Source organism: Candidatus Vicinibacter affinis, from assembly GCA_016714365.1.
GTDB lineage: Bacteria > Bacteroidota > Bacteroidia > Chitinophagales > Saprospiraceae > Vicinibacter > Vicinibacter affinis.
Map to the genome: position 1 here is coordinate 2,454,286 of JADJNH010000005.1, position 17,055 is coordinate 2,471,340.

11 protein-coding genes are annotated in these 17,055 nt (G+C 35.7%); 5 read left to right on the top strand and 6 right to left on the bottom strand.

Going from position 1 to position 17,055, the window contains the following annotated elements; all coding sequences use genetic code 11:
• The first annotated feature begins 15 nt into the window (after nucleotides 1-15).
• Complete coding sequence (locus IPJ53_09735; protein ID MBK7799384.1) at nucleotides 16-1,311, top strand: aspartate kinase; 1,296 nt, start codon at nucleotides 16-18, stop codon at nucleotides 1,309-1,311.
• An 11-nt stretch (nucleotides 1,312-1,322) separates the two neighbouring features.
• Here IPJ53_09735 and IPJ53_09740 read toward each other — a convergent pair whose 3' ends face one another.
• The 5 genes from IPJ53_09740 to IPJ53_09760 form a co-directional block, all read right to left on the bottom strand.
• A complete protein-coding gene (locus tag IPJ53_09740) occupies nucleotides 1,323-1,691 on the bottom strand; it encodes a barstar family protein (protein ID MBK7799385.1) in 369 nt (122 codons plus the stop codon).
• A gap of 93 nt (nucleotides 1,692-1,784) precedes the next feature.
• Nucleotides 1,785-2,237 carry a ribonuclease gene (locus IPJ53_09745; GenBank protein MBK7799386.1) on the bottom strand — a complete coding sequence of 151 codons (453 nt, stop codon included), beginning with the start codon at nucleotides 2,235-2,237 and terminating at the stop codon, nucleotides 1,785-1,787.
• A 6-nt stretch (nucleotides 2,238-2,243) separates the two neighbouring features.
• On the bottom strand, nucleotides 2,244-5,591 hold the full coding sequence (locus tag IPJ53_09750; protein MBK7799387.1) for an efflux RND transporter permease subunit: 3,348 nt from the start codon (nucleotides 5,589-5,591) through the stop codon (nucleotides 2,244-2,246).
• 42 nt (nucleotides 5,592-5,633) lie between these two features.
• Entirely contained in the window at nucleotides 5,634-6,779 is a 1,146-nt protein-coding gene (locus IPJ53_09755; GenBank protein MBK7799388.1) for an efflux RND transporter periplasmic adaptor subunit, read from the bottom strand.
• A gap of 165 nt (nucleotides 6,780-6,944) precedes the next feature.
• Complete coding sequence (locus IPJ53_09760) at nucleotides 6,945-7,430, bottom strand: hypothetical protein (GenBank protein ID MBK7799389.1); 486 nt, start codon at nucleotides 7,428-7,430, stop codon at nucleotides 6,945-6,947.
• A 176-nt stretch (nucleotides 7,431-7,606) separates the two neighbouring features.
• Here IPJ53_09760 and mutS point away from each other — a divergent pair, with 176 nt between their 5' ends.
• A complete protein-coding gene (gene mutS / locus IPJ53_09765; GenBank protein MBK7799390.1) occupies nucleotides 7,607-10,189 on the top strand; it encodes a DNA mismatch repair protein MutS in 2,583 nt (860 codons plus the stop codon).
• On the opposite strand, the gene IPJ53_09770 is transcribed toward mutS, so the two are convergent.
• A complete protein-coding gene (locus IPJ53_09770) occupies nucleotides 10,186-11,253 on the bottom strand; it encodes a hypothetical protein (protein MBK7799391.1) in 1,068 nt (355 codons plus the stop codon). The two genes, mutS and IPJ53_09770, sit on opposite strands and share 4 nt — an antisense overlap.
• A gap of 175 nt (nucleotides 11,254-11,428) precedes the next feature.
• On the opposite strand from IPJ53_09770, the gene IPJ53_09775 reads away from it, so the two are divergent.
• The 3 genes from IPJ53_09775 to IPJ53_09785 all read left to right on the top strand — a co-directional run bounded on the left by IPJ53_09775 (nucleotide 11,429) and on the right by IPJ53_09785 (nucleotide 17,040).
• On the top strand, nucleotides 11,429-12,223 hold the full coding sequence (locus tag IPJ53_09775; GenBank protein ID MBK7799392.1) for a thymidylate synthase: 795 nt from the start codon (nucleotides 11,429-11,431) through the stop codon (nucleotides 12,221-12,223).
• A 226-nt stretch (nucleotides 12,224-12,449) separates the two neighbouring features.
• On the top strand, nucleotides 12,450-13,820 hold the full coding sequence (locus IPJ53_09780; GenBank protein MBK7799393.1) for a c-type cytochrome: 1,371 nt from the start codon (nucleotides 12,450-12,452) through the stop codon (nucleotides 13,818-13,820).
• 16 nt (nucleotides 13,821-13,836) lie between these two features.
• Nucleotides 13,837-17,040 (top strand): 4Fe-4S dicluster domain-containing protein, encoded by a 3,204-nt coding sequence (locus IPJ53_09785; protein MBK7799394.1) that lies wholly within the window; start codon nucleotides 13,837-13,839, stop codon nucleotides 17,038-17,040.
• Nucleotides 17,041-17,055 lie beyond the last annotated feature (15 nt).

Here is a 17,055-nt window from a genome sequence, read left to right on the forward strand (position 1 = left end):
AGTATATAAAGTAATATGCAAGTATTTAAATTTGGTGGCGCCTCAGTAAAAGATCCTCAAGGGATAAAAAATGTAACACATATTATTAAACGGTATGGAATTAATAAACCTTTGGTAATAGTTGTTTCTGCAATAGGGAAGACCACTAATCTATTGGAAAAAGTTGTAACAGCCAAATTTGACAACATTGATTTATCCAAAAAGTTATTGGACGAGATTAGGATAACACATGAATCCTTTATAAATGATTTATTTGGAAAATTACCTTCAGTTCTGATGGATGAACTCAGTGAACATTTTGCTGAGGCAGAATGGGTAATTGAAGAAAATAGAGAAATGTCATTTGATTATGTTTATGATCAAATTGTTTCTTTAGGTGAATTAATATCCTCCAGAATATTAGCTGAATGGCTTAAGCATGAAGGTATTGATGTGAATTGGATAGATGCACGATCCATTATAATAACCAATGATACCTGGCGAGAAGGCAGAGTCTTGTGGTCAGAAACAAATACTCAGATTAAAGATATTTTATCTCCTATTTTATATTCAGGTGAAGTAGTTTTGACTCAAGGATTTATAGGATCTACAAAAGAAAACAATACTGTAACGCTTGGCAGAGAAGGGTCGGATTATACTGCTGCAATTATTTCAGCGGCTCTTGATGCAGAATCAATGACCATCTGGAAGGATGTACCGGGAGTATTGACAGCAGACCCGAAGGTGTTTGAGAATGTTACGAAAATTGACAGACTGTCTTACACAGAAGCTATAGAAATGACCTACTATGGAGCCAAAGTCATACATCCTAAAACCATTCAGCCATTAGAAAATAAAAATATCCCTCTTTTTGTAAAGTCGTTTCTCGAACCCGAATCTGAAGGTACTTACATCTCTGCCGATCCTGATCCAGAATATCCCCCAATTGTAGTAGTGGAAAAATCTCAGGCATTGATTCACTTCTCTTCAAAAGATTTGTCTTTTATAGCGGAACATCACCTTGCCAGATTATTTAACCTTTTTGAAAAACACAGAATAAAGGTTAATATGATGAGGAATACTGCAATTTCATTTACCATTTGTTCCAATCATGATCCTTCAAAAATCAAAAATCTTTTAACTGAGTTAAAAGATGAATTTAAAGTTGTCGTAGATCCAGATCTTGATTTATATACAGTGAGGCATTATAATGATGCCATGCTGCCAAAATTATTTGAAGAGAAAATTATCTTGTTTGAGGAGAGGATCAAGAGTACAGTGCAATTGGTTGTGAAAAACGCCCCCGCGATCATTCACAGGAAATTAGAATAAACCCATCAGGGTTATATTTTCTCAAAAGGAATTTTGTTGTTTATTAATATTTCCTCTGCATCGCAAGATTCAACAATTGCAATCCTTAGCACCTTTAAGTCAGGTTCAACAGTAAAATCTAATTCATCTCTCTCACATACCTGATCAAGTAATAAAAGTAATTCAGTCTTTGCGTCAGGGTGAATGGCTAATTCTGATTTTAAGATTTCATCAAATCTATGAATAACCAATAGAATCTCCCGCTCTTCAATCCAGGACAAATCTAAAAGGCAATCATATAATGCGTCCATATTTTTCCCAAAGTAATCAGGAAACTGAAGGACTTTTGCAAACTCATCGTATAAAGATTTATAAGTATCACAATGATTACCATCAATCATACCAATATAGGAAAATTCAAAATCCAGCTTTTCAAGGTGATCCTTAAACTCAATTAATTTTATTTCAGGCATTTGACAATATGAACCTTTTGATTATGGAATTGGAAAAATTTTAATGAAGGTACGATAATGATTGTTTGTATAATATGCATTTCCATCTGAACCGGTGATTAATCTTTCAGCTCCTCGATTTTTGCCTTTGACTTTAGGATAAATATCCCATTCACGATAAACTATATTATAGATATTTGTTTTGGGCAATTTTTTTTCACGGTTGTAAAATGTTCTACCTCCCTCAAAGCCAGGCAAAGGTTTGTTATGCTTTTTGACATAATCCAATACAATGTAAACTTGTTCTGGTATTCCGGCAACTTTCTTATATCGAGGATTTTCCGTGAGAAAAGAATCAACGGAAGTTTCGACAGACGCAACTTTCTCCTGTGGTACCGAACTATTAAAATAGGTCTTATCCTGTTTGCAAGCCAAAAGCCCAGCAATGGCAAAAAGCCATGCTAAATTCTTACTCAGGTTGGTCAGTGAAATCACCTTTTCTCAACGCGAAAAAGTCTTGCGAAACCAGGCTCTCGTATTGTATCCTAGCATATACATAGTCGGGACAATCAACAATGTAAGAAAAGTCGACACGATCAAACCAAAAATTATAGTCCAGGCAAGAGGTCCCCAAAAAACTACATTGTCTCCACCTAAATAAAATTTTGCATCAAATTCAGTCAGTAGAGTGCCAAAATCCATGTTAAGCCCAACTGCCAATGGGATCAGACCTAAAATAGCAGAAATTGCAGTAAGAATAACTGGGGTTAACCTGGTTGCGCCACCTTCAACTACCGCTTCACTCACTTCCATCCCCCTTAATCTCAACTCATCAATGAATTCTAATAACAAGATTCCATTACGGACTACAATACCGGCCAGTGCAAATATGCCGACACCTGTCATTACAACACTTAATGTTATTTTAAATATACCAAAGCCAAGTGCAATTCCAATTAAAGAAAACAATACAGTGCTAAAAATTATAAATGGTTTTACAACGGAATTAAATTGGGTTACTAAAATCAAAAACATCAATGCCAATGCAGCACCAAATGCTAGACTTAAAAAGTCCATAGTTTCCTTCTGTTGTTCCAATTCCCCAGTAAAATCTACTTCATAGCCTTCCGGAATATCCATTTGACTTACTACGGTTTGAATTTTAGCAACAACATCATTTGGATTAAATCCAGGATTCACATCAGAAGATAAGTTAATGAGTCTTTTTTGATTTTTTCTATTAATAGTACTGACTGAATTACCATATCGCACCTTTGTCAATGCTGAAAGAGGAACTTGCTTAAATTGTTGAGTAGCCATGTCCATAAAGGCAATGTTAAGATTCAGCATCCTTTCAACATTGTTTCGGTCCTCTTCTCTTAACCTTAATTGAATAGGAGCATCATCATTCTTATCTCTGAATTTTGAAACTTCCTTACCAAATAATGCTGTCCTGATTTCAATCGCAACTTGAGCAACAGAAATACCTTCTCTTTGGGTTTTCTCTTCATCAATGTCAATAATAATTTCAGGCTTACTTATCTGGAAATCTGACAGTAGTTGATCGACGCCCTGAATATTAGCTGATTCAACTTCATCCTTAATTTGTTTGGATAAATTAACCAACACATCAAAGTCATCACCACTGATTTCCATATTAATTGCCTTACCCACAGGAGGACCATTTCTTTCTTTCTCTACCGTAATTTCTGCCCCTGCAATTCCATGCTTGAATTCATCTTTTAGTGATTTTAAGATTTCTGTAGTCGATTTTCCGTTACGTTCTGCAAATCTTACAAAAGCAACAGAAACTTTACTTTTATGTGGGGTTGCTACACGATCAGGATTGTCCGGATCTCCGGCCCCTAAACCTACATTTGAAATTACAGATGTTACAATAGGATTGTTGTGTCCAATTGTTTTAAGAACTCTTTCTTCAATAATTTTAGTCACACTGTCGGTAACTGTTGCATCAGTCCCCATTGGCATTTTACAATAGACGAATGCAAAATTTGGCTCTCCATTGGGAAAAGTCTCTATCGGTGGATTTGTAGATAAATAACCAACCCATGAAATAATCAGAAACGCAAAAACACCCAATACAATAAACACAGGTCGCCAACCTTTGATAAACAATACTAAAGTTTTTTTATAACTGTTTATTACAACAGGCCATAATTTTTCTTGAAATAAAACAATAACCCTTTCAAGAATAAAGTGATATAATAATATCAGTATTATACACAAAATTGCAAAGTTCCCCAATCCTTTACCCAAGCCAAAATACCCCACCAGAGCAGTGCATATTAAAAATATAAATGAACCCTTGTAAGACATCAAGGTACTCTTTTTATTTGTTTCATCTCTTGTCATAAAAGACACTGCAAAAACAGGATTCATAACGAATGCAACAAATAAAGAAGCTCCTAAGGTTATAATGAGGGTAACTGGAAGGTTGCTCATAAATTTACCTATGATCCCCGGCCAAAAGAGTAGTGGAACAAAAGGCATGAGTGTGGTCAGTGTACCTGTCAGAACAGGAATAAACACCTCGCCGGCGGCTAAATTAGCGGCCTTCTGAATAGTTAAATCCTTGTACTTGTTAAATATTCTGTGTGTATTTTCAATTACAACAATTGCATCATCCACAATAATACCTAAAGCCAAAAGAAAAGAAAACAGTACAATAACATTCATTGACATGTCAAATACGGGCATTACCAGAAATGCCACCAGACAAGAGAGAGGTACAGCGAGACCAACAAAAAAAGCATTGGTAAATCCCATAAAAAACATCAGGACAAAAACCACAAAGATGAATCCTAAAATTACTGTATTAATCAAATCATGCAATTGCACTCTGGATTTGTCAGAAGTATCTCCAGTAACTTTAACCGTAATCCCTTCAGGAAATTTATTCTTCTTAAAATCTTCAATGATTTGATAAATTTTATCTGTGGCGTTTATAAGGTTTTCCCCACTTCTTTTAATGACATTAAGAGTTAAAACTGCTTTGTCGTCAAGTCGTGCAAAATCTTGTTTCTCTTTAAAGTTATCTTTAACTTCAGCTATATCTTTAATGAAAACTTGTGTGCCGGTAAAGGATCTTACAACAATATTTTCAATATCCGTTGGTTTATTGAATTCTCCGGTAATTCTTAAATTTCTTCTGAGATCTTGAATTTTTAATTCCCCACCCGAAATATTAAGATTCTGTCTTTGCAATGCACCTTCAATATCACCAAAAGTAACACCAGAAAGATTCATTCTGTACATGTCAACATTGACCTGAATTTCTCTTTCTACACCTCCCACAATATCCACACGGGTAATTTCTTTGAGCGTTTCGATTTTATCTTTGAGTAATTCTGAATAGTTTTTAATTCTGTCCAATGGAAAATCCCCCGCAATATTAATGTTCATGATGGGTAACTCACTAAAATCAAACTCTTGAACTTGTGGGTCATCTTTTAAATCATTTGGCAGATCTTTTTTAGCCTTGTCAACAGCATCGGAAACTCGCTGCTTACAAACTTTTGGATCCTGATCTGTATTGAACTCAGCTATTACCAGTGAAAAATCTGAAACTGAATTACTGCTGATCTTTTTAATGCCATTGATGGACTTTAATTGCTTTTCAATGGGTTTAGTAATTAAGTTTTCAATGTCCTGGGGACTGGCACCTGGATAGATAGTAGCAATGGATACTGTAGGAATCACAATATCAGGGAAAAGCTCTTTAGGGGTTTTATTGTAAGCAACAAAACCTGCAAAACAAATCAGTATCGTAATTACATAAATACTGGTTGAATTTTTAATGCACCATTTGGTGAATCCTAATTCTTTAATATTGTTAAGTTCCATATTACTAATTTGAAGTTAGGCCAATCTTTAATTTTGAATCATTTGGCCATCTACAAGTTCAGAGTAACCGACAGTAATTAAACGATCACCTTCTTGAAGTCCAGATAAAATTACAGACTGTCCATTATACTGACTTCCAGTTTTCACAATGTGTTTTTTTGCTATTAACTGACCATCTTTCTCATCTGCAACTAAAATGTAATCCTCACCATTGATACTCTTTTGAATGATATTAGTAGGGACAACCAATACATTTTTCTGTGTTCCGTTATTAATTTTTAGTTTGACCAATTGGTTTGTTTTGATGGGTAATTTATTTGGAGGCAGGTTCGATTCCACCATGATGGTTCGGTTGTTCATACTTACAGTTTGACCAATAAAATCGATTTTACTATTTAATTCTTTTTCAAAGTCTGGAAAGTAAAGTAAAACCTTGTCTCCCTTGTGCATTTTAGCAGAATATAGATCACTTATTTTTGCGCGGACAGTTAATTCATGATTGTTGACTAATCTGATCCCGGCAAACCCCGGAGCGGCAATTTCTCCGATTTTGACCTTTACTTCATCAACTGTTCCATTGATAGGAGCTTTAATATAGGTCATGTTCAATTGGGTCTGAATCGATTTTAGTTTCTCTTCGAGTTGATCTTTTTGATTTTTTGCCTGAAGATATTGGGCTTCTGACCCAATGTTTTGCTCCCAAAGCGATTTTTGTTTGAGGTACATAGTATTAGCCATTTCAAGACCGGTTTTAACTTCTTGCATTCCCTGACGAATGGTGCTGCCATCCAGAATAGCCATTACTTTTCCTTTGGTAACATAATCACCTTCCTTTACCAGTATTGAGGTAACAACAGCAGGCATTTGGGGTGCCACCAAGACATTCAATTTAGCATCTACAACGCCTTGTACATCAATGTATTCGTTGAAATTCTGTTTTTTCAAAGTATCTAACCCAACGAGCTTAGCTTTGGATTTTTTAGACAGAGTGGTGTCAGCATTCGAAATTTGTTTTTCTAAATCTCTGATTCTCAAATTATATTCTCCAACGAGCTTTCGTAACTCTGAAAGTTCAATTGCAGGATCCTTAACTTGGTTATCCTTTGATTTTCCACAAGACTCAAGTAGAAATATTGAAATGCTTATAAACGAAATTAATATTAAGTTTTTCATAAAAATCCGAGATTAGAAGGAACGAAACATTAACGTATTAAATAAATAATGGTTTTAATTCTTTGAAGAATTAGTATTAAAGATGGGGAAATAGAGGTGTAACCAGGTGCTTTTAGGAATCCATTAACAAAAGGTTTAGAGGTTTAATTTCGATCAAAGAATAACTCATTCATCGGAATCATCAAAGAAAATAGGATCCAACATAGGTAAACCTATGTAAATATTTTCATCCTGATTAATAGCCATCATTCTCAAAAAGCCACCAGAGGCTTTGGCTATGTGTTCTGCATAGGACAGCAAGCTGTCATATATCTGAGAGGCAAGTTGAATGTTAAGTTTCGCAAGAATAGGATTAAGTTGACTTAATTCTTTTGTTATCAATATATTCCTGCTATCTGCATCAGATGGTAACCTTTGAATAGTTTCTTCCAGGACTGAAGGGAATTTCTCCTCTAAATCCTGATAGAGTGGTTTTAGATCTATGGTATTGGCAAATGATCTGATTTTTACAATTTTATTAGCCCATTCCTTTTCCTTAGGATCTATCTGTCCATCCGCCCCTGCGATGAGGACAGCAACCAGTGGCACTGAATTAATTAGTAAATTATACTCACTGTCAGACAAGGATTTAAATGCTCCTGATTTTGTCATTGTTTTTTAATTTTATTAAAGCTCAAATTTAAGAAAAACACCAGATGTTCCAAGGTATGTAGAAATAAATTTGAATATAAAAAATTAATATACGTATGCGCCCTATCTTTGTCCCAAAGACTTAAATTGTGTCAGATCAGAATTTACTTTTCGAGGTTAAGTCATTGACTCCCTTAATGGAGCAATATTATTCTATGAAGGCTAAACACCCAGATGCTTTACTTCTTTACAGAGTGGGTGATTTTTATGAAACGTTTGGTTCTGATGCCGAAAAAACCGCCCAAATCCTAGGTATTGTATTAACAAAGCGGAATAATGGAGGAGTTGATGTTGAACTCGCAGGATTTCCCTATCATTCATTGGATGCTTACTTGCCAAAATTAGTAAGGGCAGGATTGAGAGTGGCTATTTGCGAACAATTGGAAAAACCTTCAAAGGGTAAAAAAATTGTTAACCGGGGAATCACTGATGTAATTACACCCGGAGTAACATTGGATCAAAAAATACTGGATCAAAAAAGGAACAATTTTTTAGCAGCAGTTTACTTTGGGGATTCCAAACCTTGTGGAGTTTCTTTTGCCGATATTTCAACAGGAGAATTTTATGTTGCAGAAGGTGATCAGGAATATTTAAACAAACTCTTGCAAAATTTTCAACCTTCCGAAGTGTTACTTCCTAAATCAAAGAAGAATATTTTTGATCAACTTTTTTCCGACCATTATTATACTTATGGTCTGGAAGATTGGGTTTTTAGTCAAGAGTATGCCTATAAAAAATTGTTGCATCATTTTGAAGTTAGCAATTTGAAAGGATTTGGGGTTGAGAATTTAGTTTCAGGTCAAATTTCTGCTGGAGCCATTTTATTTTATTTAGAAAACACTGAGAACAAAAACCCAAAGCATCTATCACATTTAAGCAGATTGAATAATGATGATTATGTGTGGATGGACAGGTTTACAGTTCGGAATTTAGAATTGCTTGATCCTATCCATCCGGAAGGCAAGTCTTTATTAAATATACTTGATGAATCCTATACTCCCATGGGATCAAGACATCTGCGCAAATGGCTAAGCATGCCTTTGTTAGATATTGAAGAGATTTTAGCCAGACAATCAGCGGTTGAATATTTATTGATTCATCAGGATTTTACAGATCTGTTAAAGCAAAACCTAAAATCCTTTGGTGATCTGGAAAGACTGGTTTCGAAAATACCTCTAAGGAGAATTAATCCCAGGGAATTAAAATTTATCCAAACCACCCTTGCAAAAGTTGATAAAATAAAACTCTCACTAGCCAACAAATCTACCGGATTGCTGAATAAAATTGAACATGCATTGGACCCAATTCAAGAATTGTTTGAAATTGTGGAGGCACAAATTATTGATGAGGCTCCTCATTCTATTAATAAAGGTGGTATCATCAAAGATGGTTTTAATGAAGAGCTGGATGATTTAAGATATGTACTCAAGAACAGTAAAGATTTACTTCTGGACATTCAAAAAAATGAGGCCATCAACACAGGTATCAATAATTTAAAAATCGGATATAATTCAGTTTTTGGATATTTTCTCGAAGTAACCAATAAATATAAAAACATGGGGATGGTTCCTGAGCATTGGATCCGGAAACAAACCATGTCTACAGGTGAACGCTACGTAACGGATGAACTGAAAAAGTTGGAATCAAAAATTTTAGGCGCTGAAGAGCGTATTTTATTATTAGAGGAAGAGTTGTTCTCACAATTGGTAGCACATCTCCAACAATATGTTTTACCCTTACAAAAAAATGCCCAATCTATTGCTGAATTAGATTGTCTGTTAAGTTTTGCAGAAGTTTCCAAACGTTATAATTATTCAAAGCCAGATGTTAATGATTCTTTTCAACTTGAAATTTTAGAAGGTCGGCATCCAGTTATAGAAAGGCAAATGCAACAAGGAGAGGCTTTTATTCCCAACGATGTTTGGATAGATCCTGACGAACAACAAGTCCTTATCATTACAGGTCCAAATATGTCCGGAAAATCAGCTATTCTGAGACAAACAGCCATAATCGTGCTTATGGCACAAATAGGTTGCTTTGTACCTGCAAAATCTGCTAAAATCGGAATTATTGATCGAATTTATACGAGGGTAGGGGCAAGCGACAATATTTCTTCCGGCGAATCTACTTTTATGGTGGAGATGAATGAAACCGCATCTATTCTCAACAATTTATCTGCAAGATCATTGATACTACTTGATGAAATCGGCAGAGGAACCAGTACATACGATGGTATATCTATCGCCTGGTCTATTGTTGAATTTCTACATAAAAACTCCTTAAGACCAAAGACATTATTTGCAACTCATTATCATGAACTAAATGAACTTACGAATGAACTTCCAAGGGTAAAAAACTACCATGTAGCTACACAGGAATTTGACAGGAAAGTAATATTTTTAAGGAAACTGGTTTCAGGAGGATCCGAGCATTCATTCGGTATACATGTGGCTAAAATGGCCGGTATGCCTGAAGACATTATTAACAGATCTGAGGAAATTTTAATTGAATTGGAATCTCAGCGAGGTTCTAAGAAAAGTGCGGAGTATTCTCAAGATTTTAAGATCACAGACAACAGACAATTAAGTATTCTGCAGTTTGGGCACCAGTATGAAAAAGATATATTATCGGAACTAAAAAAAATGGATATCTCTGCAATGTCACCAGTTGAGTGTTTATTAAAATTACTGGATTGGAATAAAAAAATAAATAATATTTAGATCCTTAATCGCAAACCAAATTGCCAGACATTAAAACTGTCTTGTGCATCCTTACTCAAAAGGTTAGTAAAGTCCTGCTGCAAAACAATTCCATATTTTTTATAACCAAGCAGGTATTCTACACCAAAAGTATATTGATTGATGCCTATATGATTCTTGTAAATGAGTTGGCTTTTATTCGCAGAGGATTCATTAAAATTGAAAACCTGCTTGGAAAAAAGTAAAAGCTTCAAGTAACTGTTTACGGACAACCAAACTTTATTTATTCTAACATCAATTCCCAATGGAACTTTTAAGTAGGTTACTTTAATCTTTAATTTATCTAACCCTTCATTATTGGCATCAACAAATCGTGGCTGATTACTATTAGCCTGAATTTCCAATTTTGTAAAATTACTGGATTGCGATAAGCTTAAATAATTGAATAGGACTCCATAAGACAACCCAAATTTACTAAAAGATGGTCCAATCCTGGTTCTAAAAGTAAGACCAATATCCTGTGGAATACGAAAACTTTGCCATAAGTTAATATTTGGTTTAATACCCGTATTCTCATTTTCTGACTGAATAATTGAACTCCCAATTCCAATAACTAAATTCCAACTAGTTCTTTTTGAGTCTGTGCCCATAAGGATTTTAGTAGCAGTCATAACCGGATTAAATTTTTGCTTGTCCACAGGAGGTATTTCAATACCGGGATCTTCGAGGGTACCATTTTCTTCAGGCACAACAGGATTGTTTTCGTCTATTGTCTCAATAATATAAATGGAATCTACAAAACTCTTTTCCTTATTTGCGATATAAATTGAGTCTAAAATTGGTAAAGCTTCGTTGTATATGTAAGCACTAAAATAATTTATCTGGTCACTTAATCTGCCCATAGCAACTTGATATTCTATTGCATTTATCTTTTGTTGCTCTAGTTGATTTTCAAAATAGGTGATACTGTCGGTAAATATTTTAATTTCTTTGCTATATACCCTGATTTGATCTAATGGTGATTGAGCTTGTAAATTAAAGAACACAAAAATTTGAAGGATAATAGAACCACATACAATTTTCATAATCGGAAGATTTTTATGGGTAAAGGTCGTTTTTCAAGTTATTGAAATATAAGCTTGAAGATACAACTGATTATTGTTTAAGGGATTCTGAATCAGGCTTTATATTGAAAGATAAAAAAATCTTATATAATATTTTATAATATATGTTTAAATTTGCCAAAAATCAGCAACTGTCATGGAAGCCTACCACCATTTTCTAAGGAAAGTATTAGACGAAGGAATAGAAAGGCCAGACCGTACAGGAATAGGCACCAAGAGTATCTTTGGGTATCAGATGAGGTTTGACCTGGAAGCTGGGTTTCCGCTCATCACCACCAAAAAATTGCACTTAAGGTCAATCATCTATGAATTACTTTGGTTTTTGAGGGGTGAAACTAATATAAGTTACCTGAAGCAACACAATGTTTCCATTTGGGATGAATGGGCTGATTCTGAAGGCAACCTCGGGCCAGTATATGGAAAACAATGGAGATCATGGGAAACAGCTGATGGTTCTACAATTGATCAAGTGGAGCAATTGATCAATCAAATTCAAAAGGACCCAAATTCCCGAAGATTGATTATATCAGCCTGGAATGTAGGAGATTTACCTAAGATGGCACTTAGTCCATGCCATTGTCTTTTTCAGTTTTATGTAGCAAAAGGTCGGTTATCTTGCCAGTTATACCAGCGGAGTGCAGATATATTTTTAGGGGTCCCTTTTAATATAGCATCATATGCCCTTTTAACCATGATGATTGCACAAGTCTGTGATCTTGAGCCCGGTGAATTTGTGCATACCTTTGGTGATGCGCACCTTTATAACAATCATTTTGAACAAGCCAGGGAACAATTGACCCGCATTCCTTATAAATTACCCAAGATGAGGATAAATAAAAGTATAAAAAATATATTTGAATTTGATTTTAACGATTTTACACTTGAAGATTATGAATATTATCCGGCCATTAAAGCACCAATAGCCGTATAATTTTAACTGTGATTTAACAAAGCGAAAAGTGGTTAGGGGAACTAAATCTAATTTTTTACAAAAAATTGACTCGAAACAAGTAGGTAATTTTTTGAATTTTGGTTTTTCGGATTACTTTTGCACCAAAGTAAGTGCGAATATTTAACTTTTAAGTTTTATAAATTTGTATTCATCTATTTTTCAATATCTTATGAGCTGCAAAAAGGTTCTTAACTCATTTTTTATCATGTTCTTCACTGTTGCAGTTCTTCAAGCTGCACCAGATATTGAACTTGGGAAAACCTCCTTTAAAAATAATTGTGGTAGTTGTCACAATAAAAATATGAAGGACAATCTCACTGGACCTGCACTTGCAGGGGTAAGTGAGCGATGGGCTGCCTATCCGAAATCTGATTTGTATAAATGGATCAGAAATTCACAAGGGATGATTGCATCTGGACACCCAAAGGCTGTTGAGCTTTGGGGTAAGTACAAACCAGTCATTATGACCTCCTTCCCTAATCTAAGTGACGATGAGATAGAAAGTCTGTTGCTTTACATTGATGGTGTTGCAGCAGGCACTTATCCTCCAAAGGCAGCAAATGCTGTAGGTACTGGGACCGGTACCACCACTTCAGGCCCCGTTTCGAATGTTTGGTTATATCTAATTTTTGCTCTTTTAATCATTCTCTCTCTTTTCCTTTGGAATCTTAACAGCGAATTAAACCACACCAAAAATATCTCAGAAGGAGACATTCATGCTAAAAGAGTTTCGATCTGGGATCAATTAGTAAGTAAATCAGTTATTACTTTTGTATTGTTCGGGTTAATACTTTTTGGAGGATACACAACTGTTAACAATGCTATATCTCTGGGAAGGCAGCAAAATTATGCTCCACAACAACCCATAAAGTTTAGTCATCAAACGCATGCAGGCCTTCACAAAATTGATTGTAATTATTGTCACGATGGAGCAAGAAGAAGTAAGCACAGTGTAATTCCTCCTGCGAGTACTTGTATGAATTGCCACAAAGCCATCAAGAAAGGTTCAAAATACGGCACTGCAGAAATTACAAAGATTTATGCCTCAATTGGTTTTGACCCTACAACGGATAAATACATTGACAATTATTCTTCCCTAAGTAATGAGGATATTGAAAAAATCTATACCAAATGGATAGGAGAGGAATACAAAAAGGAAAATAAGACAGCATCCTTAGGTCCAGACGCTGTCCAGGAGGTACAAAAGCAATGGTCAGATATTAAAGAGGCTTTGACTCATGAGGCGAAACCAAAAGTTTCTGGGCCTATTGAGTGGATTAGAATTCACAATCTCCCAGACCATGTTTACTTTAACCATGCCCAACATGTATCAATCGGTAAGATTGAATGCCAAAAGTGCCACGGTAAAGTCGAGGAAATGGAACTGTTGCGTCAATATTCTCCATTGTCCATGGGCTGGTGCATTAATTGCCATCGTCAAACAGATGTGAAATTTCAAGACAATGCTTATTACAATAGTTATAAAGCCTACCATGAAGAAATTAAAAGTGGTAGCCGATCTTCTGTAAAAGTTTCAGATATCGGAGGTTTAGAATGTCAAAAATGTCATTATTGATTTTAATGTAAGATAAATGAAGAACCATAATCAAATCACCTGGGTAAGTGAAAAGGATTTAACGAATGATCCTGTGTTTTTGGCTGAAACTGATTCAGAAGTTAACCATGTAGCCATCGACACGCTTTTAGAGGATGAAAGAACTCCTGAGCTTTCTGCTAACAGAAGGGATTTTCTCAAATTGTTGGGTTTTGGAATCAGCGCAGCTACTATGGCTTCTTGTGAAATCCCTGTCAAGAGAGCCATACCATATGTCATCGCTCCAGATGAAATCGTTCCTGGCATAGCCAATTATTATGCATCCTCCTTTGTAAATGGAGGTGATTATTGTTCAATCTTAGTAAAGACCAGAGAGGGACGGCCAATTAAAATTGAAGGCAATGCCTTGTCTTCTATTACTAAAGGTGGTACATCAGCACGTGTACAGGCTTCTGTACTTTCTCTATATGATATTAACAGGCTTCAATTCCCGGCCAGTTTCGATGGTAATACACTTAAGGAACTTACCTGGCAAGATCTTGATAAAGAAGTAATGGGAAAACTAAACGCCACTTCCAAAATTAGAATTTTGAGTGGTACTGTTATGAGCCCTTCAGCTAAAAGAGCGGTTCAGGATTTTTGTGCCAAGTTTCCAGGAGCAAAGCATATTTCTTATGATCCTGTATCCAGTGCAGCCTTACTTCAAGCTACGGAAGATTGTTTTGGAGAAAGGGTAGTTCCTGAATATCGTTTCGATCTAGCTGAAACTATTGTTAGTTTTAATGCAGATTTTTTAGGTACCTGGATCTCACCAATAGAATACGCGGCGCAATATGTCAGCAGAAGATCTATAAATCCTGAGAATCCTAGTATGTCCAAGCATTTTCAGGTTGAATCCCAAATGTCCCTAAGTGGGTCTAACGCCGATAACAGAATTTTAGTAAGGCCTAGCGAAATGGGTGCTGCCATAGCATTTCTTTATAATGAAATTGCTTCCAAAACTGGAGGAACCACATCAGCCGGACCTGCCTTAAATGAAAAAGCGAAAAAAGCCCTTACTGTAGCTGCAGAAGCCCTTTTGGCTAATAAAGGAAAGTCATTAATTGTTTCCGCTTCAAATAACGTTGCAGAGCAAACCCTGATTCATGCTATTAATCAGTTATTAGGTAATATTGGATCGACTGTAAATTTTTCAAATGCATCTTTTCAGCGTCAAGGAAATGACCTGATGTTGACAGAATTAATCAATGAGATGAATGCTGGCACTGTGGATGCATTGTTTGTTTGGAATTCAAATCCATGCTATGATATCCCTTTGGCAGACCGCTTCAAAAGCGGAATGGCAAAAGTCGGGCTAAAAGTAAGTTTCAACACACTACTCGATGAAACTACATCCTTATGTAATTTTATTGCACCAGATCATCATTTTCTTGAATCATGGGGAGATGTTGAGGCTAAGAAAGGACATTACTCTTTAATTCAGCCCGCCATCAATCCTATATTTAATTCACGTCAGGCTCCGCATTCTTTGCTTATGTGGAGTGCGAGTACATTGTTATCACCTTCTTCGGAGCAGCCATATTACGAATTTGTTAAGTCGACATGGCAAACTCAGATTTTTCCTAAAAGTGGAGCTTCTTCTTTCCAGTCCTTTTGGGATAAATGTCTTCATGATGGGGTATTTGAATTAAATACTTCAAATTCAGGGGCTCCCAACTTCGCTGGAAATACAGCTGGCGCCATTGGAATGGTATCTTTACCGTCCTCCAACCCGCTTGAAATTTCTTTTATTGAAAATATTGGAATAGGAACCGGACAGTATGCAAATAATCCTTGGCTGCAGGAATTAGCCGATCCAATTACTCGATGTGCCTGGGGAAATTATGTTTCAGTACCTGTAAGTTTTGATGGCGATAGAAATTTTATTGTATTTAATGACTTTAAAGAAAATGGAGAGCTTGCTGATTTAACATTTGGATCAAATGGTTTGACAGTAGGAGTTATCAAACAATTTGGACAAATGGCCGGTACTCTTTCCATTCCACTGGGATACGGTAGAAAGAGTGCAGGAGTTTGTGGTACAGATGTAGGAACAGATGTTTTTCCGTTTGTTCAAACAGATACTAAAGGTTACTTTCAGTATTACAATGCGGAAGTTAATTTGGGTAAAAGCAAGGGGGACATTGAACAAAACTTTGCCTGTGTTCAACACCATCATACACTTGGGGTAACTGCCATAGAAAAGAGTTCAGGGAACAAAATCAATGCAGATGAAGCTGCCTTGATAGATGATGCTTTTAAGGGAATGACAAAAGGATATCAAGGATCCCTGACCAAAAGATCTATTATAAGACAAAGCAATTTCAAAGACTTAAAAGAAAATATTGCCAAATTAGAAGAAGAAAGAAAAGAACATCAGAATTTAAATTCAAAAACACTTTACCCCGGGCATGATTATTTATACAACAGTGGTCATCATTGGGGGATGCATATTGATTTAAATGCTTGTATTGGATGTGGGTCATGCGCAGTAGCATGTATGGCTGAAAACAATGTGCCTGTAGTAGGTAAAAGGGAAGTATCCAGACATCATGAAATGACTTGGTTAAGAATAGATCGATATTATTACGGAGATGTTGAAAATCCTAATGTAGTTTATCAACCTATGATGTGCCAGCATTGTAACAATGCACCGTGTGAAAATGTATGTCCTGTAAACGCAACCAACCATTCTTCAGATGGATTAAATCAGATGGCCTACAATCGTTGTGTAGGAACCCGTTATTGTGCAAATAATTGCCCTTATAAAGTTAGAAGGTTTAATTGGTTTGATTTTACTGCTGCTGATTTGTTTCCTCTTAATCAACACAGTATAGCTGGCGAAGGTAAAAAGCCATATTATGCTGAAAATTTGGTCAGGATGGTTTTGAACCCGGATGTAACGGTAAGATCAAGAGGGGTAATCGAAAAATGTTCATTTTGTATCCAGAGAATTCAGGAAGGTAAGCTAAATGCTAAAAAAGAAGGTAGAGCCCTTTTGGATAATGATGTTAAATCGGCTTGTCAAACAGCCTGTCCAACTGGTGCGATAACTTTTGGAGACATGAACAATCCGGATGGAAAATTATCAAAAAAATTGGATAACCCACTTAATTACATCGTGTTAGAAGAGATCAACGTGAAGTCTGTGGTAAATTATACCATGAAAGTGAATAACAGAGATGAAAATCTTGATGCTTAAAAATAAAAATTAAGA